General features: G+C 65.1%; 19 protein-coding genes. 14 read left to right on the plus strand and 5 right to left on the minus strand.

Annotation, left to right across the window (positions count from 1 at the left end; translation table 11 throughout):
• Positions 1-5: 5 nt before the first annotated feature.
• Positions 6-140 carry a 50S ribosomal protein L34 gene (rpmH, locus tag MXAZACID_RS02600; RefSeq protein WP_026440011.1) on the minus strand — a complete coding sequence of 45 codons (135 nt, stop codon included), beginning with the start codon at positions 138-140 and terminating at the stop codon, positions 6-8.
• A 386-nt stretch (positions 141-526) separates the two neighbouring features.
• Here rpmH and MXAZACID_RS02610 point away from each other — a divergent pair, with 386 nt between their 5' ends.
• The 6 genes from MXAZACID_RS02610 to MXAZACID_RS02635 all read left to right on the plus strand — a co-directional run bounded on the left by MXAZACID_RS02610 (position 527) and on the right by MXAZACID_RS02635 (position 7,298).
• Positions 527-1,465, plus strand: a complete 939-nt coding sequence (locus tag MXAZACID_RS02610; RefSeq protein WP_008492496.1) for a patatin-like phospholipase family protein — start codon at positions 527-529, stop codon at positions 1,463-1,465.
• A complete protein-coding gene (locus tag MXAZACID_RS02615; protein ID WP_008492497.1) occupies positions 1,462-2,889 on the plus strand; it encodes a HAMP domain-containing sensor histidine kinase in 1,428 nt (475 codons plus the stop codon). Before MXAZACID_RS02610 ends, MXAZACID_RS02615 begins: the two co-directional genes overlap by 4 nt.
• Before the next feature lie 186 nt (positions 2,890-3,075).
• On the plus strand, positions 3,076-3,645 hold the full coding sequence (locus MXAZACID_RS02620) for a bifunctional precorrin-2 dehydrogenase/sirohydrochlorin ferrochelatase (RefSeq protein WP_008492498.1): 570 nt from the start codon (positions 3,076-3,078) through the stop codon (positions 3,643-3,645).
• Positions 3,646-3,683: 38 nt separating this feature from the next.
• On the plus strand, positions 3,684-4,397 hold the full coding sequence (locus tag MXAZACID_RS02625) for a phosphoadenylyl-sulfate reductase (protein ID WP_008492499.1): 714 nt from the start codon (positions 3,684-3,686) through the stop codon (positions 4,395-4,397).
• A gap of 494 nt (positions 4,398-4,891) precedes the next feature.
• Positions 4,892-6,202 (plus strand): citrate synthase, encoded by a 1,311-nt coding sequence (gltA, locus tag MXAZACID_RS02630; protein WP_008492501.1) that lies wholly within the window; start codon positions 4,892-4,894, stop codon positions 6,200-6,202.
• 76 nt (positions 6,203-6,278) lie between these two features.
• Positions 6,279-7,298, plus strand: coding sequence for a TrkA family potassium uptake protein (locus tag MXAZACID_RS02635; RefSeq protein ID WP_008492503.1), 1,020 nt, complete (start codon positions 6,279-6,281; stop codon positions 7,296-7,298).
• A 35-nt stretch (positions 7,299-7,333) separates the two neighbouring features.
• Here the strand turns inward: MXAZACID_RS02635 and MXAZACID_RS02640 are convergent, their stop codons facing one another.
• The gene (locus MXAZACID_RS02640) at positions 7,334-8,653 is read right to left on the minus strand and encodes an LLM class flavin-dependent oxidoreductase (protein WP_240376490.1); all 1,320 of its coding nucleotides are present in this window, start codon (positions 8,651-8,653) and stop codon (positions 7,334-7,336) included.
• Positions 8,654-8,806: 153 nt separating this feature from the next.
• On the opposite strand from MXAZACID_RS02640, the gene MXAZACID_RS02645 reads away from it, so the two are divergent.
• Positions 8,807-9,118 (plus strand): antibiotic biosynthesis monooxygenase, encoded by a 312-nt coding sequence (locus MXAZACID_RS02645; protein ID WP_008492505.1) that lies wholly within the window; start codon positions 8,807-8,809, stop codon positions 9,116-9,118.
• Between the two features lie 216 nt (positions 9,119-9,334).
• Here MXAZACID_RS02645 and MXAZACID_RS02650 read toward each other — a convergent pair whose 3' ends face one another.
• Positions 9,335-10,438: a PA0069 family radical SAM protein gene (locus MXAZACID_RS02650; protein ID WP_008492506.1), complete on the minus strand. Its 1,104-nt coding sequence runs from the start codon at positions 10,436-10,438 to the stop codon at positions 9,335-9,337.
• A 153-nt stretch (positions 10,439-10,591) separates the two neighbouring features.
• Positions 10,592-10,807, minus strand: coding sequence for a heavy-metal-associated domain-containing protein (locus tag MXAZACID_RS02655; RefSeq protein WP_008492507.1), 216 nt, complete (start codon positions 10,805-10,807; stop codon positions 10,592-10,594).
• Positions 10,808-10,892: 85 nt separating this feature from the next.
• On the opposite strand from MXAZACID_RS02655, the gene MXAZACID_RS02660 reads away from it, so the two are divergent.
• From MXAZACID_RS02660 to MXAZACID_RS02680, 5 genes are all read left to right on the plus strand, one after another.
• Positions 10,893-12,980 carry a cation-translocating P-type ATPase gene (locus tag MXAZACID_RS02660; RefSeq protein WP_008492508.1) on the plus strand — a complete coding sequence of 696 codons (2,088 nt, stop codon included), beginning with the start codon at positions 10,893-10,895 and terminating at the stop codon, positions 12,978-12,980.
• Positions 12,977-13,390, plus strand: coding sequence for a Cu(I)-responsive transcriptional regulator (gene cueR, locus MXAZACID_RS02665; protein WP_035179984.1), 414 nt, complete (start codon positions 12,977-12,979; stop codon positions 13,388-13,390). The genes MXAZACID_RS02660 and cueR overlap by 4 nt, the downstream gene beginning before the upstream one ends.
• 132 nt (positions 13,391-13,522) lie before the next feature.
• A complete protein-coding gene (locus MXAZACID_RS02670; RefSeq protein ID WP_008492511.1) occupies positions 13,523-15,172 on the plus strand; it encodes a DEAD/DEAH box helicase in 1,650 nt (549 codons plus the stop codon).
• A 107-nt stretch (positions 15,173-15,279) separates the two neighbouring features.
• On the plus strand, positions 15,280-16,356 hold the full coding sequence (locus tag MXAZACID_RS02675; RefSeq protein ID WP_240376492.1) for a class I SAM-dependent RNA methyltransferase: 1,077 nt from the start codon (positions 15,280-15,282) through the stop codon (positions 16,354-16,356).
• Positions 16,357-16,480: 124 nt separating this feature from the next.
• Positions 16,481-17,344, plus strand: a complete 864-nt coding sequence (locus tag MXAZACID_RS02680) for a mechanosensitive ion channel family protein (RefSeq protein ID WP_168118373.1) — start codon at positions 16,481-16,483, stop codon at positions 17,342-17,344.
• Positions 17,345-17,384: 40 nt separating this feature from the next.
• Here MXAZACID_RS02680 and MXAZACID_RS02685 read toward each other — a convergent pair whose 3' ends face one another.
• Positions 17,385-17,795, minus strand: coding sequence for a rhodanese-like domain-containing protein (locus MXAZACID_RS02685; protein WP_008492514.1), 411 nt, complete (start codon positions 17,793-17,795; stop codon positions 17,385-17,387).
• 54 nt (positions 17,796-17,849) lie between these two features.
• Between MXAZACID_RS02685 and MXAZACID_RS02690 the strand changes: the two genes are divergently transcribed.
• Together MXAZACID_RS02690 and MXAZACID_RS02695 are read left to right on the plus strand one after the other, a co-directional pair.
• Positions 17,850-18,833 carry a cysteine synthase A gene (locus MXAZACID_RS02690; RefSeq protein ID WP_008492515.1) on the plus strand — a complete coding sequence of 328 codons (984 nt, stop codon included), beginning with the start codon at positions 17,850-17,852 and terminating at the stop codon, positions 18,831-18,833.
• Positions 18,824-20,188: an amidase family protein gene (locus MXAZACID_RS02695; protein WP_008492516.1), complete on the plus strand. Its 1,365-nt coding sequence runs from the start codon at positions 18,824-18,826 to the stop codon at positions 20,186-20,188. The genes MXAZACID_RS02690 and MXAZACID_RS02695 overlap by 10 nt, the downstream gene beginning before the upstream one ends.
• Positions 20,189-20,294: the final 106 nt, after the last annotated feature.

The raw sequence follows: 20,294 nt of genomic DNA on the forward strand, positions 1-20,294 counted from the left end.
CGCGATCAGGCGGAGAGCTTGGCGCGGCCCTTGGAGCGGCGGTTGGCGATGACCTTGCGGCCGCCGACCGTCGCCATGCGGGCGCGGAACCCGTGCCGGCGCTTGCGGACGAGTTTGGAAGGTTGATAGGTCCGTTTCACGGCATTCTACTCCGGCAATTTATAAACAATAGCGTTCACCGGGCCATCCCTGGTCCGGCGGGGTTGGCGGGGTATAGGCGGGGCAGTACCGCCGCGTCAATCGCGCAGGCGCTTGGCGCGGCAAGATGGTGTCGAACCCGCCGCCGCGGCGCCCTGTCGAATTCCGGAAAGCGTCATAAAGCTGCCCGCGATGAGCAGCTTCGCGCCGGTTGCCGCGCGGGCCATGGCGGGGGCGAGGGGGCTGATGCCCTGATCCTGGCCGACTCGGCGGCTTCTGCCTTCCCCGTTACCCCCTGCGTACCGGTTCGCCAACTTCACCTTCGGTTGTCCTGCCTTGCACATCCGAGATGTAAAAATTTGCCAAGTCGGTTGTTTCCGGTCACAGAATGGTGATCGAGATGAAGAATTTTTTCGCTGCCCGTCCACGTACCGTTCTCGCCTTGCAAGGCGGCGGCGCGCATGGCGCTTTCACCTGGGGCGCGCTGGACCGGCTGCTGGAGGACGGGCTGAGCTTCGATGCCGTCACCGGCGTCTCCTCCGGCGCGATGATCGCGGCGATGGCGGTGCAGGGGATGGTGAAGGCCGGCCCCTCCGGCGCGCGCGCCGCCGTGGCGCGGCTCTGGGGCCGGGTGATGGAGGGCAATCTGCTCGGCAATATCCCCGCCACGCCGCTGGACTGGATGTGGGACACCACCAAGGCCTTCAGCAATGATTTCGCCTGGAGCGGGCTGACCCAGGCGCTGCGGATGTTCGACCCCGGCGTGCTCAACCCGCTCGGCCAGAATCCGCTGGAGCCGCTGCTGCGCGAGCTGCTGGATGTCGCCGCGCTGCGCGCTCCCGATGCGGCGCGGCTCTATGTTGGCGCCACCGATGTGGAAAGCGGCGAGGCGGCGATTTTCAGCAATGCCGAGATCGGCGTCGAGGCCTTGCTGGCCTCGGCCTGCATCCCGATGATGTTTCCCACCGTGACGATCGGCGGCCGGCATTATTGGGATGGCGGTTATAGCTGCAACCCGCCGCTGGCACCGGTGCTGGAGCCGGCACCGGAGCGGCTGGTGTTGATCCGCGCGCAGCCGCGCAGGCGCCCCGGCGTGCCCACCGCTACCGCCGACATCGTGCACAGGCTGCACGAAATCGCCTTCCAGGCACCGCTGGACGCCGAACTGGCGCTGCTGCCCAAGCGGGTGCAACTGATCGAGGTCAGCGCCGATGCGGCGCTGGCCCGCCACCCGCTCAATTCCAAGCTGAATACCGACCGCCCCTTCCTGGAGGCGCTGTTCGCCGCCGGCCGCGAGGCTGCCGAACGAGCGTTGCACAGCGAATGATCTCGCTGAAGCGCCTGCGGCAGTTGAATTTTCGGCCGCAGCCGGCTTCCCTGTCCTCCAAGGTGCTGTGGGTTACCGTCATCGCCATTCTGCTGATGGATTTGCTGGTGCTGCTGCCGGGCCTTGGTCAACGCCGGCAGGAATGGCTGGAACAGCGTGTTGTTCAGGCGCGTCTCGCCTCCTACGCCTTGCTGCAAAACCCCTCCGCCGCCACCATCGACGACATTCTCCGCCATGCCGGGGTGCAGCGGCTCAAGCTGTTGATGCCGGATCATCAAGCGCTGCGCTGGCAGATCAATGCGCCATTGCCGCGCGGCGCCAAGCTGATCGACAGCGCCCGCGAAGGGTTTTTCACCAGTATCTGCCGCGCTCTGGAGCAATTGACGGGCGGCGCGCCGCGCGAGGAGGCCGTACGGGTGCCGGACCCCGATATCGATGGCGCGATGCTGGAAGTCTTGGTCGATACCACGCCGCTGGCCCTCGAACTGAAGGCCTTTGCCCGCAGCGGCTTCGATTTCGCCCTGGTGGTGGCGCTGTTGACCGGGCTGCTGGTCTATACCGTGCTCAACTGGCTGCTGGTGCGGCCGATGGAAGTGCTGATTTCGGCGATCATTCATTTCCGCGAATCCCCGGAGGAGCAGGGCAGCGCGGCACTCGACCAGATGGCCGCCGACCCGAAGGATGATATCGCCCGCGCCGCCGCGGAGCTGAAAATCATGCAGGATGAGCTACGCGCCGCGCTTTGGCGCAATGCCCGGCTCGCCGCCGTCGGCACCTCGGTCGCCAAGATCGCGCATGATCTGCGCAACATCCTCTCCTCCGCGCTGCTGGTCGCGGACCGGCTGCAGGACGTGCAGGACCCGTTGGTCCAGCGCGCCACCCGCACCTTGGTCCCCGCCGTGGAGCGCGCCACCCAGTTTGTCGCCAGAACGGTCGATTTCGCGCGCGAGGGGCCGCCGCCGGTCAACCGCACGCCGGTGCGGCTGCACGCGCTGGTGGAGGAGGTGGCGCAGAGCCTGGTGCCGGAGGATGGCGGGTGGGCGGTGGTCAACCAGGTGCCGGCGGCGCTCGTGCTGCAGCTCGACCAGGCGCAGCTCTACCGCGTTCTCGCCAATCTGATCCGCAACGCCGCCGAGGCCGGGGCGACCAGGATCACGCTGAGCACCGAGACGGAAGGCGCCCAGACCCGTCTGCTGGTGACGGATAACGGGCCCGGCCTGCCGGCGCGGGCCCAGGCCAATCTGTTCCGTCCCTTCAGCGGCTCGGCCCGCAGCGGCGGCACCGGGCTGGGGTTGGCCATCGCCCGCGACCTGATCCGCGCCCATGGCGGCGAGCTGGTGATGCTGCGTACCGGCCCGGCCGGGACGATATTCCGCATGGATCTGACCACGCCGGAATTGCAGGACGTGCCGTTGCGCCCCTGAACCCGTGCGGACGCGCTGGATTAAAAACTGGATAATCTCTATATATCTACAGGGTATTTTGGGTTTTGTTTGTCCCGCATGCGCGATTTTAACAAAATTATTTTTTTCTGTCCCCAAGGTTTGGCAGGAAATCCTTATTTTCAGCGGGATATTGCAACTGCCGGTAAAATGCTTTTCTAAATCCCCATGATCCCATTGGCTCTCAACCCTTCTCGCCTGAACCTCGCCCTGGCTGGCGCTGGCACCTCCGCCCTGCGCCGTCTGCGCGGCCTGCGCGCGGCCGGGGCGCAGCGGCTTTCGGTGTTCAGCACGGACCCGGCCATTCTGGACGCGGCCGGTGAGGAGGGGCTGAACCGGCTGCCCCGCCCGGATGAGGTTGCGGGCTTGCATGTGCTGTGGATGGTGGGGCTGGAGCCGGCGCAATACCGCCCGCTGGCCGAGGCGGCGCGCGCCGCCAATGTGCTCGTCAATGTCGAGGACGTGCCGGAATTCTGCGATTTCAACTCGGTCGCGGAAATCCGCCGCGGGGATTTCCTGCTCACCATCTCCACCGGCGGCCAGGCGCCTGGCCTCGCGGGCGCGCTGCGCCGGCGGTTGGAAGCCTGTTTTCCGGAGAGCTGGGCGGCGCGGGTGAAGGAGATCGCGGCGCTGCGCCAGGGCTGGCAGGCGGAGCATGTGCCGATGCCGGAAGCCGCCCGACGCATCGACGACATCGTCGAGCAGAGCTGTTGGCTCTCCTGCCCGAAATCAAAATAGCCGCGATCCGGTTGCACTCTTTTTCTGGACCATCCGAAATGCCCGACAGCCTGCCTCTCAATACCGATGCCTTGTCCGTTCTGCGCGAGGCGATGACCCGACAATTCCCGGGGCAGATCGCGCTGGTGTCCTCGTTTGGCACCGAGTCCGCGATTTTGTTGCATATGGTGGCGCAGATCGACCCCGGCCTGCCGGTGATTTTCCTCGATACCGGCAAATTATTCCCCGAAACCCTGGCCTATCGGGACATTCTGATCGCCCGGCTCGGCCTCACCGGGGTGCGCTCCATCCGCCCCTCGGGCAAGCAACTCGCCGCCTATGATCCCGATGGCCGGCTCTGGGAGAAAGACCCGGATCTGTGCTGCGCCATCCGCAAGACCAACCCGCTGGACGACGCGCTGGAGGGGTTCAGCGCTTGGATCACCGGGCGCAAGCGCGGCCAGTCCGCCACCCGCGCGCAGCTGCAGCTGCAGGAAACCGGCGCGGATGGGCGCATCACCATCAACCCGCTGGCTTTCTGGGACGATGCGATGCTGGAAGCCTATTTCCCGGCGCATGACCTGCCGGCGCATCCGCTGCAGGCGCAGGGCTACAGCTCCATCGGCTGCGCCACCTGCACGATGAAGCCGCTGCCCGGCGCCGATAAGCGCTCCGGCCGCTGGGCCGGCAAGGCGAAGACGGAATGCGGCATCCATATGCCGCGCGCCATGACCAAGCCGGACTGGCCCGAGGAACTGAGCTTCGAGGTCTAAACAAGATATTGAAATAAAAAGTTTTTGGGCGGAGGCGGTGAAGGTTCCGCCGCCATCGCCGCCTCGAGAGCTTAGAGCAATATGTGTTTAGGTTGACGTGACAGCGTCAACCTAAACACATGAAATTGCTCGCCAAAACAAAACTTAGAGCATCAAGCTAAAAGCTTGATGCTCTAAGTCCAAGAATTTTTGCGCCAGGGTGGGGGCTGCGAGGCCGCTTATGCGTTGCGCGCAGCCCTGCCGCACGGCGGCCTGTGGCAAGCATCCGGCTTTCATCTGCGATTTGAACCCTTTACGGCAAAATTGCGGCATTGGGTGACATATGCCGGTAGCGCTCCCAACCATTTCAACGCCCTGCTCTGGAGGGGCTGCCATGCTGCGGCGCGGCACACTGGCTTTACACGGGACGGCGGATTGAATAACGCTGCATCAGTTTCGTCCCGTCGGGATCGCCTTTCCGACGCCCCTAAAAGTCAAAATAGAAGGTGAAGCACATGGCTCAAACCGAGACCAAACAGGTCGGCACGGCAACGCTTACGTTCAACAACAAGCAGGCCGAGCTGCCGGTGCTGGGCGGTTCGCTCGGCACGGACTGCATGGATGTCCGCAAGCTCCAGAGCGAGCTGGGCATCTTCACCTTCGATCCGAGCTATGGCTCCACCGCCTCCTGCGAAAGCTCCATCACCTATATCGACGGCGATGAGGGCGTGCTGCTGCATCGTGGCTACCCGATCGACCAGCTGGCTGAGCATTCCTCCTTCCTGGAAGTCGCCTATCTGCTGCTTTTCGGCGCCCTGCCGACCGCCCCGGAGCTGGAAAAATTCACCCACGGCGTGACCCGCCACACCATGCTGCATGAGCAGATCCGCAATTTCTGGAACGGCTTCCGTCGCGATGCCCACCCAATGGCGATGCTCTGCTCCGTGGTCGGCGCCATGTCCGCCTTCTATCCCGACAGCATCGACATCCATGATGAGCGCCAGCGCGAGATTTCCGCCTACCGGCTGATCGCGAAAATGCCGACGATCACCGCCTGGGCGCATAAATACAATGTCGGCCAGCCTTTCGTGTATCCGCGCAACGATTTCTCCTACGCGGAAAACTTCCTGTATATGTTCCACGCCGTCCCGGCCGAGGATTACAAGCCCAACCCGGTGCTGACCAAGGCGATGGAGCGGATCCTGATCCTGCACGCCGACCATGAGCAGAACGCCTCCACCTCCACGGTGCGTCTCTCCGGCTCCACCGGCGCAAACCCGTTTGCCTGCATCGCCGCCGGCATCGCCTCGCTCTGGGGCCCCGCCCATGGCGGCGCCAATGAGGCCGTGCTGAAGATGCTCGCTGAAATCGGCCACAAGGATAACATCCCGGCCTTCATCGAGCAGGTGAAGGACAAGAATTCCGGCGTGAAGCTGATGGGCTTTGGCCACCGCGTCTATAAGAATTTCGACCCGCGCGCGAAGATCATGCAGAAGACCTGCCACGAAGTGCTGGGCGAGCTCGGCATCAAGGACAGCCCGATGCTGGACCTGGCGATGGAGCTGGAGAAGATCGCGTTGCATGACGATTATTTCGTCTCCCGCAAGCTCTATCCGAACGTGGATTTCTATTCCGGCATCATCCTGAGCGCGATGGGCTTCCCGACCACCATGTTCACGCCGATCTTCGCGCTGGCGCGCACGGTCGGCTGGATCAGCCAGTGGAAGGAAATGATCGAGGATCCGACCAACCGCATCGGCCGTCCGCGTCAGATTTATACCGGCGCGCCGCAGCGCGACTACGTGCCGCTCGACAAGCGGGGCTGACCCTGGCCCGCCTGCCACAAGCGCAGAGCAACCCTTTCGCGGCCCGCCCGCGAAAGGGTTTTATTTTGTCCGTATCATGAGGCATTTCACCGACAGCCCGGCTCGCAATTTGATTGGCGGGCTGTGCTTCATGCTGGCGGTGGTGCTGGCCGCCACGCTCGCCTTCAGCCTTGCCGGCTGGAGTCTCGGCGATGCGTTCTATTTCGTAATCATCACGGTGTTCACGGTCGGCTATGACGAGGTGCACCCGATCGTCACACCGGAATTGCGCGCGATCACGCTGGCGACGATCATGCTCGGCTGCACCGGCATGATCTTTCTCACCGGTGCGCTGGTGCAGTTCATCACCTTCGGGCAGATCCAGCAATTATTGGGGCATCGGCGGATGAAATCGCAGATCGGCAGAATGAGCGGGCATGTGATTGTCTGCGGCTATGGGCGCATCGGCCATATGCTCGCGGATGAGCTGAAGGCGGGCGGGGCGGAATTTCTGATCCTGGACCGCGAGGAGGCGAAGCTGGCGGAGGCGGCGGAGCGCGGGCATCTCACCCTGGCCGGCGATGCCACGGATGAGCAGGTGCTGGAGGAGGCCGGGGTGCGCCGGGCGCGGGCATTGGCCTGCGTAGTGCCGAATGACGCGGTGAATGTCTTCATCACCCTCTCGGCGCGCAATCTCAACCCCGATATCGAGATCATCGCCCGCGGCGAGGCGGCCAGCACCAAGAGCAAGCTGCTGCGCGCCGGGGCGAGCGCGGTGGTGGAGCCGACCCATATCGGCGCCGAGCGCATCGCCCAGCTGATCCTGTTTCCGCGCAGCGCGGCGCTGACGGATTCGGTGCCGATGCAGGTGCTGGGTACCGGCCTGCGCACGCTGGGGCTGGAGCTGGAGATTCTGCCGGTGGCGGCGGGCAGCGCCTATGCCGGGCAGAGCATCGGACAGATCGAGCGCGGGGCGGAGGGGAGCCTGTTCGTGGTTGGGCTGAACCGGCGCGGCGGCGAGACGATCAGCCGCCCTGGGCCGGAGCTGCTGGTGGAGGCGGGGGACGGCGTGGTCGTCATCACCCGCGCCGGGCGCGCGGGCCCGAGGCTAGGTTAAGCGCCGCCATGTCCCCCGGTTTCGCGTCCAGATGTTCAGCTGAAAAACCGGTTCACCGGCCGCGCCAGCCCCAGATGCTCGCGCAACGTGGTGCCGGCATAGGTGTCACGATAGATACCGCGGCGGGTGAGTTCCGGCACCACCAGATTGACGAAATCATTCACCCCTTCCGGCACGGTGTTGAACATCACGTTGAATCCGTCGGAGCCTTTGCTCTCCAGCCATTCCTGCATGCCGTCGGCGATCTCACCCGGCGTGCCGACGAAGCTGAGCCCGCCATAGGCGCCGACATATTGCGCCAGCTGCCGTACGGTGAGGTTCTGCTCGCGCGCCATCTTCACCAGCTGCGCCTGCGCGCTCTGGCTGGCATTGGTGGGAGGGAGTTCGGGCAAGGGCGCGTCGAGATCAAACCGGCTGGCATCGACGCCCAGGCGCATTGAGAGATTGGGCAGGGCGCTGTCCGGATGCACCAGCGCGTCCAGGCGCTGCTTCTTCTCCAGCGCTTCCGCATGGGTGCGGCCGACGACGACGAAGGCGGCGGGCAGAATTTTTAACGTGTCGTCAGCCCGGCCGAGGGCGGCCATGCGTTTATGGATATCGGCATAGAATTCCTGACCATCCTTCAGCGTGCGGGCGGACCCAAAAATCACCTCGGCGGTTTCCGCCGCCAGCTGGCGCCCGGCCTCGGATGCGCCGGCCTGTACGATCACCGGACGGCCCTGCACCGGCCTAGCGATATTCAAAGGCCCGCGCACGGCGAAATATTCGCCTTGATGATCCAGCCGGTGCATTTTCTGCGGATCAAAGAACACGCCGCTTTCCTGGTCGCGGATCCAGGCATCGTCGGCGAAGCTGTCCCACAGCCCGGTGACAACATCGTGGAACTCCCGCGCGCGGCGGTAGCGCTCATCATGTTCCATCTGATCCTCGCCGCCGAAATTCAGCGCCGATTCCGGGTTGGAGGTGGTGACAATGTTCCAGCCCGCGCGCCCCTTGCTGAGATGGTCGAGCGAGGCAAAGCGCCGAGCGATGTGGAACGGCGCATCGAAGGTGGTGGAGGCGGTGGCGACCAGGCCGATGCGGCTGGTGACCATCGACAGGGCCGAGAGCAGGGTGAAGGGCTCGAAGGAGGTGACGGTGGCGCTGCGCTTGAGCGCATCCATGCCCATGTTCAGCACGCCGAGATGATCAGCCATGAAGAAGGCATCGAACCGGCCGCGCTCCAGCGTCTGGATCAGCTGCACCAGATGGTCAAGATTGAAATTCGCGTCCGCCCAGGCGCCGGGATAGCGCCACCAGGCGGTGTGGATGCCGACCGGGCGCATGAAGGCGCCGAGATGCAATTGCTGACTCAAAGGGGAAATCCTTCCCGGCGCGGCGCCGGCCAAATGAACGTTTCCGATCATTTATGTAAGGAAACCGCGATGCCAAGGCCGGGCGAGCGAATTTCATCTGCGGCTTGACCGTGACAGCACCAGACATCACCCTGCCAGGGTGAGGGCAGGGCGATGTATGTGGTGATTTTCCGGGCGCAAATCGCCCAGCTGGATGAAGACTACAGCGCCATGGCGCAGCGCCTGCGCGACATGGCGTTGCAGGAGTTCGGCTGCCTGGAATTTCACGCCCTCAGCGAGGGTGATGAGGAGATCGCGCTGTCCTATTGGCGCGATCTGGAGGCGATCAAAGCCTGGAAGGCGCAAACCGCGCATCTGCTGGCGCAAAATACGGGGCGGGCGCGCTGGTATGGCGCATATCGCGTGGAAATCGCGGAAATTTCACGCGCTTATGGCTGGCCAGCTTCTCGACCGGCTGACGCATAGAGCGGCGATAGGCCAGCAAGGTTTTGGTTTCCTCCGCACAGATGCAGAGGAAGTAGGCACAGCCCAAGGCCGAGACCAGGCCGATGACGATGCTCGGATTGATGAAGAACAGATACTGCATGACCAAACTCCTTTTGGGATTGGGCGGGCACTCTGCCCGCTGGACGCTCCCGCTTGCGCGGGACGCGCTGTTTAGACCGACGCGGGACGCACGGGTTAGAAAAGACTCATTTGCTGGCTGGGCAGCGCCCGGCCGGGGACACTAAATTGCGAAATATCGAGGCGTGAGGTGGCTTCATCCAGCCCCAGCCGCTTCACGGCGGCGCTGAAACGCTGGCGCAGCAGCTGCGCGTAGGGGCCGCTACCCTGAAAGCGGGAATGAAACTGCGCATCGTTGAGCGCCCCGGCGCGGGCCTGGCGGATCAGGCTCAGCACATGGCCGGCGCGCTCGGGCAGGAATTTGTTCAGCCAGTCGGTGAACAGCTCGCCCAGCTCATGCGGCAGGCGCAGCATGATGCTGTAGGCGCTGCCGGCCCCGGCGGCGGCTGCCGCCTCCAGAATGCGCTCCAGCTCCATATCATTGAGGCCGGGGATCATCGGCGAGGCCATCACCGCCGCGGGAATGCCGGCCTGGACCAGCCCGGCGATCGCCGCCAGGCGGCGGGCGGGGGCGGCGGCACGCGGCTCCATCGCCCGGGCCAGATCCGCATCCAGCGTGGTGATGGAGAGATGCACCTTCGCCAGCCCCTTCGCCGCCATGCGGCCGAGAATATCGGCATCGCGCAGCACCAATGCGGATTTGGTGACGATGGCGACCGGATTGTTGAAGCGCTCCAGCACCTCCAAAATCGCGCGCGTCAGGCCCAGCGTGCGCTCCACCGGCTGGTAAGGGTCGGTATTGGAGCCGAGCACGATCACGTTGGGCTTGTAGCCGGGGCGGGAGAGCTCCTTTTCCAGCAGCTTCGGCGCGTCCGGCTTGAACAGGATATTGGTCTCGAACTCCAGCCCGGCGGAGAAGCCGAGATAAGCGTGGCTGGGCCGGGCGAAACAATAGATGCAGCCATGCTCGCAGCCGCGATACGGGTTGATGCTGGTCTCGAAGGATAGGTCCGGGCTGTCATTGCGCGCAATGATGCTGCGCGCGGCATCGCGGATCAGGCTGGTTTGCGGCCGCACGGCCTCTTCCGCCTGGTCCCAGCCATCATCGAAGGCGTCCCGGCGCGCCGCTTCAAAGCGGTTGGCGGGGTTGAGCCCGGTGCCGCGCCCTTTCAGCGCGCCAAAGCCGGCTTCCTGCTTGATTTGTACCCGAGACGCAGACATTGTGTGTTCATGCTCCGTTCTGGTTTGATTAAGGTCATTCCAGCCCGGGAAGTCAAGAACAAAAGAAGAACAAAAGCGTTAAAACACGTCGCTGCAAGGCTGTTTGCAGCGGCCTTGCAGAAATCCGGCGCAGGCGGGGCGAAAAATTATGACTTAACCCGCCGCCTTCACGTCAAACCCAGCCGCCTCGATCGCCTCGGCGGCGCGGCCGGCATCGATCTCGCCGCCAATGACGACGCGCTTGCTCTCCAGGTCGGCGACCACATGCACGTTCGGGTCGAGCTTGCGCAGCGCCTCGGTGATCGAGCGCACGCAGCCTTGGCAATCCATATCGGGCACGTCGAACTGCAGGGGGGTGGAATCGGCCATATCGGGTCTCCTGTGATTTATGCTGGATAAGGGGGACCATGATGGGAAGGTCAAGCCTTGACCCTCCCATGATGGGAAGCCCTATATGGAGGCGATGGACCAGACCCTCTCTCCCTCCCGCGATATCGAGCTCAGCATCGGCGGCATGACCTGCGCCTCCTGCGTGGCCCGCGTGGAAAAAGTGCTGGGACGGGTGCCGGGGGTGCAGGCGGCGAGTGTCAATCTGGCGCTGGAGCGCGCGCATGTCAGGGTCAGCGGCGAGGTAGGGCTGGAGGCGTTGGCGGCGGCGGTGGAGCGGGCGGGCTATAGCGCCGGTCCGGTGAAATCCGTCCGGCCGGATGCCAGCTGGCGCGAACAGATCGAGCTGATGGCCGCCTTCCTGCTGGCGGTGCCGGTGGTGCTGGACAGTATGGTGATGCCGGTGCCCAAGCTGGTGCCGCTGATCTGCGCCACGCTGGTGCAGGTCTGGCTGGGGGCGCGCTTTTACCGGGCCGGGTTTCTGGCCCTGCGCGCCGGCGGCGGCAATATGGATCTGCTGGTCGCGCTGGGCACCTCCGCCGCCTACGGGCTCTCGCTTTGGGATGTCTTCGCCGGCGGGCCGCTTTATCTGGAAAGTTCGGTGGCGGTCATCGCCCTGGTGCGGCTGGGCAAATATCTGGAAGGCCAGGCCAAGCGCGATGCCGCCAAGGCGGTGCTGGGGCTGCAGGCGCTGCGCCCGGAGCTGGCGCATCTGGCCAGCGGCGAGGATGTGGCGCCGTCAAGGCTGCGCGTGGATGACGAGATCCTGATCCGCCCCGGCGAGCGTGTGCCGGTGGATGGCGAGATCTTGGAGGGCGAGGGCAGCCTGGATGAAAGCCCGGTCACCGGTGAGGCGCTGCCGCAGCCTCGGGGCAAGGGGGCCAAGCTGCTGGCCGGCACGCTGAACCTGGACGCGGTGCTGCGCCTGCGCGTCACCGCCCCGCCCGGTGAGAGCTTCCTGGACCGGATGGCCCGGCTGATCGAGCAGGCGCAAGCCGCCAAGCCGCGCGTGCAGAAGCTGGCGGACCGGGTTTCCGCCTGGTTCGTGCCGATGGTGCTGGGGATCGCCGCGCTCACCTTCGCCGGCTGGCTGCTGCATGGCGCGCCTGTCTCCACCGCGCTGATCGACGCGGTCTCGGTGCTGGTCATTGCCTGCCCCTGCGCCCTGGGGCTGGCGACCCCGGCGGCGATTCTGGCGGGCACCGGCGCGGCGGCGAAGGCGGGCATATTATTCCGGGATGCCGATGCGATCGAGGCGGCGGCGAAGATCGACGTTCTGGCCTTCGACAAAACCGGCACGCTGACCACCGGCAGCCCGAGTTTGGCCGAAATCCGGCCTCTGGCCGATCTGACCGAGGAGCGGCTGCGCGCCATCGCCGCCGCGCTGGCGGCGCGCGATACCCATCCGCTGAGCCTGCCTTTGCGCCAGGACAATGTGGCCCCGGCCACCGCCTTCAAGGCCTTGCCCGGCCAGGGCGTGCAGGGCGAGGTTGACGGCGTGGCCTATCTGTTCGGCTCCTCCCGGCTAGTGCCGCGCGCCCCGGCGCCCAGCGATGCGCTGACCTGGTCCTACCTCGCGTTGGCAGACGGCACGCCGCTGGGGGCTTTTGGTTTTACCGACACGCCGCGCCCGGATGCGGCGCAGGCGGTGGCGCGGCTGCACGCCATGGGCATCAAGACCCTGCTGCTGACCGGGGACCGCGCCGCCGTGGCGCAGGCTCTGGCCAAATCGCTCGGCATCGAGCGCGTGGAGGCCGAGACGACGCCGGAACAAAAGCGTGACATCATCGTGAATTTGCAAAGCCAGGGCCAGCGCGTCGCGATGCTGGGGGACGGCATCAACGATGCCGCCGCCCTGGCCGCCGCCGATGCCGGCATGGCGATGGGGCAGGGGGCGGATGTGGCGATCGAGGCGGCCGCCATCTCGCTGCTGCGCGCCGCGCCCTCTCTGGCCCCGGCTTCTTTGGATCTGGCCCGCCGGACCTGGCGGATTCTGCGCCAGGGCCTGTTCTGGGCGTTATTTTACAACGCATTGGGGCTGCCTGCGGCGGCGTTCGGGCTGCTCAGCCCGGCGCTGGCGGGGGCGGCGATGGCGGCCTCCTCGCTCTGCGTGCTTGGCAATGCGCTGCGGCTGCGGCAATGGAGGGCGTCATGAGTTTGGTCACCATCGCCCAGGCTTCGGCCATCACCGGCGTCTCCGCCAAGATGATCCGGCATTATGAAAGCATCGGGCTGATCGCCGCCCCCATGCGTACCGAAAACCGCTACCGCCATTACAGCGAGGCGGAGTTGCACGAGCTGGGTTTCATCCGCCGCTCGCGCGATCTCGGCTTTTCCTTCGAGGATATCCGCCAGCTGCTCTCGCTCTGGCGCGACCGCACGCGCTCTTCCGCCGATGTGAAGGCGATCGCGCTGCGCCATGTCGAGGAGCTGGACCAGAAGGCCGCCGCGCTGGCGGCGATGAGTCGCACGCTGAAACAGCTCGCCGCCTGCTGCCATGGCGATGACCGGCCGGATTGTCCGATCCTGGATGCGCTCGACCCGCCGAAACCGGCTGAAATCTGACGCGATCCTTGACTTCCTGGCAGTCTTTGCCGATACGAGGCGCATTGACATGGGCGCGTTCCGCGCTCGGCGCATGCTTGCGCCCCGACCACGGGCGCAGGCTTGCGCCCCCGACCACGAGAGACGCTATTTTTGTCCGACACACAAGACGACCATCAAGACCCCAACGCTGAGCTGCCCGCCGAGCTGGAGGCGCGCATCGCTGATCCCGCGCCCGCGCCGGAAGAGAAGCCGGACTTCGCCTCGCTGGGTCTGTCCGAGCCGATCCTGAACGCCTTGGCGGAGAAGGGCTATGTGCACGCCACGCCGATCCAGGCGCAGGCGATTCCGGTGGTGCTGATGGGGCGCGACGTGCTGGGCGTGGCGCAGACCGGCACCGGCAAGACTGCCGGCTTTACCTTGCCGATGCTCGAAATCCTGGCCGGCTCGCGGGCCCGCGCGCGGATGCCGCGCTCGCTGATCCTGGAGCCGACCCGTGAGCTGGCCCTGCAGGTGGCGGAAAATTTTGTCCAGTACGGCAAGAATCTGAAGCTTAATCACGCGCTGTTGATCGGCGGTGAGAGCATGGCCGACCAGAAGGCGGTGCTAACCAAAGGTGTGGATGTGCTGATCGCCACCCCGGGTCGCCTGATCGATCTGTTCGAGCGCGGTGGGCTGTTGCTGCGCGATGTGCGGGTGCTGGTGATCGACGAAGCCGACCGCATGCTGGATATGGGCTTCATCCCGGACATCGAGCGCATCGTCGCGATGCTGCCCACCACCCGGCAGACCTTGTTCTTCTCCGCCACCATGGCGCCGGAAATCCGCCGCCTGGCCGATGCCTTCCTGAGCAACCCGAAGGAGATCACCGTCTCCCGCCAGGCTTCGGTGGCCACCACCATCACCACCGGGCTGGCGCTGGTCTCCGAGATCGATAAGCGCGAGGCGCTGCGTCGGCTGCTGCGGGCCGAGGATGTGCAGAACGCCATCGTCTTCTGCAACCGCAAGCGCGATGTCGATATTCTGTTCAAATCGCTGAGCAAGCATGGCTTTGCCGCCGGCGCGCTGCATGGCGATCTGCCGCAGAGCGTGCGCTTTGCCACGCTGGAGAAATTCAAGGCGGGCGAGATCAAGATCTTGGTTTGCTCGGATGTCGCGGCGCGCGGCATTGATATTGGCGGGCTTAGCCACGTGTTCAATTTCGACGTGCCGCACCATGCCGAGGATTATGTGCACCGCATCGGCCGCACCGGCCGCGCCGGGCGCGAAGGCCACGCCTATACGCTGGCCTCGCCCGCGGACAAGCTGGCGGTGGAGGCGGTGGAGAAGCTGATCGGCAATCCGATCCCGCGCATCGAGGTTTCCGGTCTGGATGAGGTGGAGTGGTCCGAAGAGGATGGCCGCCGCCGGGGCCGTGGGCCCAAGAGGGATGGCAAGGACGGTAAAGACGGCAAGGATAATAAAGGCCGTGAGCGTGACCGTGGTGAGCGCAAGGCCGCCAAGCCCAAGGATGGCGAGAAGGAGCGCAAACCGGCCGAGCGTCCGGAGCGTACGGAACGCCCCGAGCGCCCTGAGCGCGCGGAACGGCCCGAGCGCCCGGAGCGTGACCGCCGGCCGCGTGAGCGCGACCGCAATGACCGCGACCGGGGCGAGCGCGGTGAGCGTGATCACGGCCCGGGCGTGCGCGGTTTTGGCGACTCGATCCCCGCCTTCATGCTGCTGCGCCGCCGTGACGAAGCCCGGCCGATGGGCGATGACGAGCCGGATGGGCCGGAAGATAACGGCTCCGATCTCGCGGCATAATTTATAAAAGTTTTTTGGTGCCGCTTTTTTACAAAAAAGCGGCGAAAGCGGTGGGGATTTTTTGAAAAATCTCCACCCACCTCAAAAAACTTTAGAAATTCATGATGATGTCCCATTGCATTCATTTCGGCGCCTGCGGTGGCTGTGCCAGCGATGACCGCGCCAAGCCCGACAAGCGGGCACTGCTTGAACGCGCTTTGAGCCGCGCTGGCTATGCCCAGGCTGAGATCGCGCCGCTAATGGCCGCACCTCTGCACACGCGCCGGCGGGTGGATCTGGCGGCATCCCGCAAGGCGGCTGAGATCAGCCTCGGGCTGCACCGCGTGCGCTCTTCCGAAATCGTCGATATGCGGGAATGCGCCTTGCTGCGGCCGGATTTCCTGGCGCTGCTGGAACCGCTTCGCACCTTGCTGCGCAGCCTGAACTGTTTTCGCCGCGAGGCTTCGCTGGTGATCAACTGGCTGGATAACGGCCCGGATATATTGCTGCGCGCCGATGCGCCGCTGACCCAGCCGGACCGTACCCGCCTGATCGCCTTCGCCAAGGAGCATGACGCGCCGCGCATCAGCGTCGCCGAGCCGAAATCTCTGCCCGAGCCGATCATCATTCTGCGCCCGCCGGTGCTGCGCTTTGCCGGGGTGGCGGTCACACCGCCGCCGGGTGGCTTCCTGCAGGCCTGCCCGGAAGGCGAGGCGGCGATTATCGAGGCGATGCTGGCCGGGCTGCCGAAGCTGCGCAACAAGAGCCGGCTGGTGGAACTCTATGCCGGCTGTGGCACGCTGAGCTTTGCTCTGGCCCCGCATTCGCGCGTGGAAGCCTATGAGGGCGACGAGCCTGCCGTCTACGCCGCTGACAAAGCCGCGCGCGATGCCGGGCTTGCCGGGCGCGTCACCTTCGCCAGGCGCGATCTGCATCGCCGCCCGCTGCTGAGCGCGGATTTCAAAGGCGCTGACGTGGTGGTGCTGGACCCGCCTTTCGCTGGCTGCGGCGCGCAGATGAAATTCCTCGCCCCGGCCGGGGTGAAGCGGATCATCTATGTAAGTTGCAACCCGGACGCGCTGGCCCAGGATGCGGGCATGCTGCGCCATGCCGGCTATGAGATTCTGGCCGCAACGCCGATCGACCAGTTCCCGTTCTCGGACAATGTCGAGAGCGTGGTGGTGTTCCAACGCGGTCGCGATTAGGCGAAGATTAAAGCCGGGCTTTGCGATTTCGTTTCAGCCCATTGAACGTCTTGACGAAATCGCCAAGTCGAAGGCGAGCAATCTCGCGGCGCGATGATTTGACCAGATGCAGAAGGAGACATCCATGACGATCAACCATGCGGTCACCGCTTTGTTCAGCGCGAGCACGTTGAACAGCATCATCGGCGTGCTGCTGAATGTGATTTACGCTGTCGTCATTCTTGCAATCGCCCATCTCGGCTCGCGGGCGCTGCATCGCTACATTGTCGGCTACGCGCGCAAGAGCCCGCATCTGGATGAAAGCCTGTTCCGCTTCTTCGGCACCATCGCGCGCTATCTGGTACTGGCCTTTGCCTTCATCTTCGTGCTCAACCGCTTCGGGATTCAAACCGCTTCGCTGGTTGCGGTGCTGGGTGCCGCAGGCCTCGCCGTGGGGCTGGCACTGCAGGGCACGCTCAGCAATCTCGCAGCCGGGATCATGCTGATCGTCTTTCGCCCGTTCAGGATCGGCAATTATATCAGTGCCGGCTCGCATGCCGGCACGGTGCTGGATGTAACCTTGTTCTATACCGAGATGAAAACCTATGACGGGCTGCAGGTGCTGGTGCCCAACAAGGATGTCTGGGCCGGGGCGATCACCAATTATTCGAATATCCAGACGCGCCTGATCGACCTGACCATCGGTATTTCCTATGGCAGCGATTTGAAAAAAGCCTCCGCGATCCTGAACGAGCTGGCGCAGGCGGATGCGCGCGTACTGAAAGAGCCTGCGCCCTTCATCAAGGTTCTGCAGCTCTCGGACAGCTCGGTGGATTTCGTCTTCCGCGCCTGGACCAAGGCGGGGGATTGGTGGGTGACCAAATGCGAGATCACCGAAGCGATCAAGTTGGCCTTCGACGAGGCCAGGATCGAGATTCCATTCCCGAACCAGACATTGTCTTTCAACGGGCCGTTGGAGTTGGCGCGGGCGGGACGCAACGCGGCGTAAACAAAAAGGCCCTGGAAAATCCAGGGCCTTTTTTATGATCTTACCCCTGCTTCCAGGGCAGCCCATCCGCTTTCCACCCCGCCACCAGGCCGCGATGGCCGCGCGCATCGGGTGGGCCCTCAAACCCATCCTTCACATTATACACATGCTTGAACCCCGCCGCCTTGGCGGCCTGGGCGGCGGCCATGGAGCGCGCACCGGAGCGGCAGATGAAATAGATATGCGATTCATGGGTCGCATGCGCCGCACTCAGCCCGGCCAGAAAATTCGGGTTGGGCTGCATGCTGGGAAACACCTGCCACTGGATCAGCAATGTCTGCTTGCCGGCCTGGCTCAGCTCCGGCACGCCGACGAAGCTCCATTCCGCATTGGTGCGCACATCGCATAGCAGCGCATCGGGATTGCTCATCAGCGCTTCCCAGACCTGTCGCGGGGCCACATCTTCGATCATAATACCCTCCAGGCGTTAGCCTTTTGGGCCCAACCATAGCGAGGACGGAAACGGATGGAAACAGTGGCGGACGGGTTGATCGGGGCGATCGGCAATACCCCCCTCATCAGGCTCAAGCGCGCTTCCGCCCTCACGGGCTGCGAGATACTGGGCAAGGCGGAATTCTGCTCGCCCGGCGGCTCGGTGAAGGACCGGGCGGGGCTGGCGATCATCCGCGATGCCGAGGCGCGCGGGCTGTTGGCGCCGGGTGGGACCATCGTCGAGGGCACGGCGGGCAATACTGGCATCGGCATCACGCTGGTGGCGAATGCGCTGGGCTATAAGAGCGTGATCGTGATGCCGGAGACGCAGAGCCAGGAAAAGATCGATTTCCTGCGCATGATCGGCGCGGATCTGCGGCTGGTGCCGGCCAAACCCTTCAAGGATCCGGGGAATTACGTGCATGTTTCGCGCCGCCTGGCCGAGGAGATGGGCGCGGTCTGGGCCAACCAGTTCGATAATCTGGCCAATCGCGAGGGCCACCGCGCCACCACCGGCCCGGAAATCTGGGCGCAGACGGGGGGCAAGATCGACGCCTTCACCTGCGCCTGCGGCACCGGCGGCACGCTGGCCGGGGTGGCGCTGGCGCTGAAGGAGCGCAAGCCAGGGGTGAAAATCGTGCTGGCGGACCCGGAGGGGAGCGGGCTCTATGGCTGGGTGAAATCGGGCGATCTCACCGTCACCGGCTCCTCGATCACCGAGGGCATCGGCCAGTCCCGGGTGCCGGAGAACCTGAATGGTGCGCCGATCGACGATGCGGTGAAAATCCCCGATCCGGAGGCGCTGGAGCAGGTTTATGACCTGATGATCCATGAGGGGCTCTCCATCGGCGGCTCGGCCGGCATCAATGTCGCCGCGGCGATCCGGGTGGCGAAGGCGATGGGGCCGGGGCACACCATCGTGACCGTGCTGTGCGATGGCGGGGCGCGCTATCAGAGCAAGCTGTTCAATCCGGAGTTTTTGCGCGCCAAGAACCTGCCGGTGCCGCCATGGATGTGAATGACGCCCCGGTTCTGGATGCCGGTGAGCTGCTGGACGCCTACAAATCCGGCGCGCTCACGCCGCTACAGGCGCTGCAAGGTGTGACTGAGCGGATTGCCCGGCGCAATCCCGAGATCAACGCCTTCGCCACGCTGAACAGTGCCGCGCTGGATGCGGCGCGCGAGAGCACGGCGCGCTGGCAGGAAGGGCAGGCGCGGGCGCTGGAAGGTGTGCCAGTGACGGTGAAGGATCTGATCGATGTGCGCGGCCTGCCGACGCGGCGTGGCAGCAAGACGACCGATCCGGCGCCGGTGGCGCAGGATGCCCCCCTGGTGGCGCGGCTGCGCGCGGCCGGGGCGGTGATTATCGGCAAAACCACCAGCACGGAATTCGGCTGGAAAAGCCCAGGCGATAACCCGCTCAACGGCATCACCCGCAACCCCTGGAATGTGGCGCATACGCCGGGCGGCTCCTCGGCCGGGGCGGCGGCGGCGGCGGGCTCGTTTTTCGGGCCGCTGCATGTCGGCACGGATGGCGGCGGCTCGATTCGCATTCCCGCCGCCTGGAGCGGCGTGGTCGGGCTGAAGCCGAGCTTCGGGCGGGTGCCGCAATGGAAGCTGGGCGCCTTCGGCCCGCTGGCGGTGGCGGGGCCGATCACGCGTTCGGTGCGCGATGCGGCATTGCTGCTTTCCGTGCTGGCGGGGTTCGAGAAGGCCGACCCGTTCTCCCTGCCGGAGCCAGCTCGCGATTTTGGCGCCGGGTTGGAGGACGGGGTGAAGGGCCTGCGCATCGGCATTCTGCGCCACCCCGGCTTTGATGCGCCGGCGGATGAAGCCGCCTGGGGCGCGGTGGAGGAGGCGGTCGCGATCCTGACCGGACAGGGGGCGCGGATTGTCGAGATCGACCCGGCATTGCCCGATAGTGGTGCCATCTTCTCCACGCTGTGGGGGGCGGGGCTGGCGAAAACCGTCGCCGCGGTGCCGCAGGCGCGGCTGGGGCTGGTCGATTCCGGGCTGCTGGCGCTGGCGGAGCGTTACATGCAGGTGCCGGGGCTGGAGCTGCTGGCGGCGGAAGCCGGGCGGGTGGAGGCGGCGCATGCGATGGCGATGCTTGAGGTGGACGCGATTCTCTGCCCGGCCGTACCGCATGGCGCGCCGCCTGTGGATGCCGCGTATGGCGATGCGGTGGAGGCGCTGCTGCAGCATTGGGCGAGCTGGACGATGCTGTTCAGCCTGACGCGGCAACCGGCCTTGTCGCTGCCGATGGGCGTGGACGCTGCGGGCTTGCCGACATCGGTGCAGATTGCCGCACCGCTTTATCGCGATGACGTGGTGCTGCGTGTGGCCCGGGCAGTGGAAGTCGCCTTAGGATAAGTTGCAAAAGTTTTTGGGGGGCAGCCCTTTTTTCAAAAAGGGCTGCGAAACGCTGGGGGTGGTGACGACGACGTAGCCACCACCCCAAACGTTTTCCGACCCTTTT

It is taken from the genome of Acidocella sp. MX-AZ02 (assembly GCF_000306035.1).
GTDB classification, from domain to species: domain Bacteria; phylum Pseudomonadota; class Alphaproteobacteria; order Acetobacterales; family Acetobacteraceae; genus Acidocella; species Acidocella facilis.

Bases quoted from the DNA above. Each gene is read 5' to 3' on its own strand.
- MXAZACID_RS02695 (WP_008492516.1), top strand. From the start codon at position 18,824: ATGGATGTGAATGACGCCCCGGTTCTGGATGCCGGTGAGCTGCTGGAC.
- MXAZACID_RS02680 (WP_168118373.1), top strand. From the start codon at position 16,481: ATGACGATCAACCATGCGGTCACCGCTTTGTTCAGCGCGAGCACGTTG.
- MXAZACID_RS02660 (WP_008492508.1), top strand. From the start codon at position 10,893: ATGGAGGCGATGGACCAGACCCTCTCTCCCTCCCGCGATATCGAGCTC.
- gltA (WP_008492501.1), top strand. From the start codon at position 4,892: ATGGCTCAAACCGAGACCAAACAGGTCGGCACGGCAACGCTTACGTTC.
- MXAZACID_RS02625 (WP_008492499.1), top strand. From the start codon at position 3,684: ATGCCCGACAGCCTGCCTCTCAATACCGATGCCTTGTCCGTTCTGCGC.
- MXAZACID_RS02690 (WP_008492515.1), top strand. From the start codon at position 17,850: ATGGAAACAGTGGCGGACGGGTTGATCGGGGCGATCGGCAATACCCCC.
- MXAZACID_RS02610 (WP_008492496.1), top strand. From the start codon at position 527: ATGGTGATCGAGATGAAGAATTTTTTCGCTGCCCGTCCACGTACCGTT.
- MXAZACID_RS02635 (WP_008492503.1), top strand. From the start codon at position 6,279: ATGAGGCATTTCACCGACAGCCCGGCTCGCAATTTGATTGGCGGGCTG.
- MXAZACID_RS02620 (WP_008492498.1), top strand. From the start codon at position 3,076: ATGATCCCATTGGCTCTCAACCCTTCTCGCCTGAACCTCGCCCTGGCT.
- MXAZACID_RS02655 (WP_008492507.1), bottom strand. From the start codon at position 10,807: ATGGCCGATTCCACCCCCCTGCAGTTCGACGTGCCCGATATGGATTGC.
- MXAZACID_RS02615 (WP_008492497.1), top strand. From the start codon at position 1,462: ATGATCTCGCTGAAGCGCCTGCGGCAGTTGAATTTTCGGCCGCAGCCG.
- MXAZACID_RS02650 (WP_008492506.1), bottom strand. From the start codon at position 10,438: ATGTCTGCGTCTCGGGTACAAATCAAGCAGGAAGCCGGCTTTGGCGCG.
- cueR (WP_035179984.1), top strand. From the start codon at position 12,977: ATGAGTTTGGTCACCATCGCCCAGGCTTCGGCCATCACCGGCGTCTCC.
- MXAZACID_RS02675 (WP_240376492.1), top strand. From the start codon at position 15,280: ATGTCCCATTGCATTCATTTCGGCGCCTGCGGTGGCTGTGCCAGCGAT.
- MXAZACID_RS02645 (WP_008492505.1), top strand. From the start codon at position 8,807: ATGTATGTGGTGATTTTCCGGGCGCAAATCGCCCAGCTGGATGAAGAC.
- MXAZACID_RS02685 (WP_008492514.1), bottom strand. From the start codon at position 17,795: ATGATCGAAGATGTGGCCCCGCGACAGGTCTGGGAAGCGCTGATGAGC.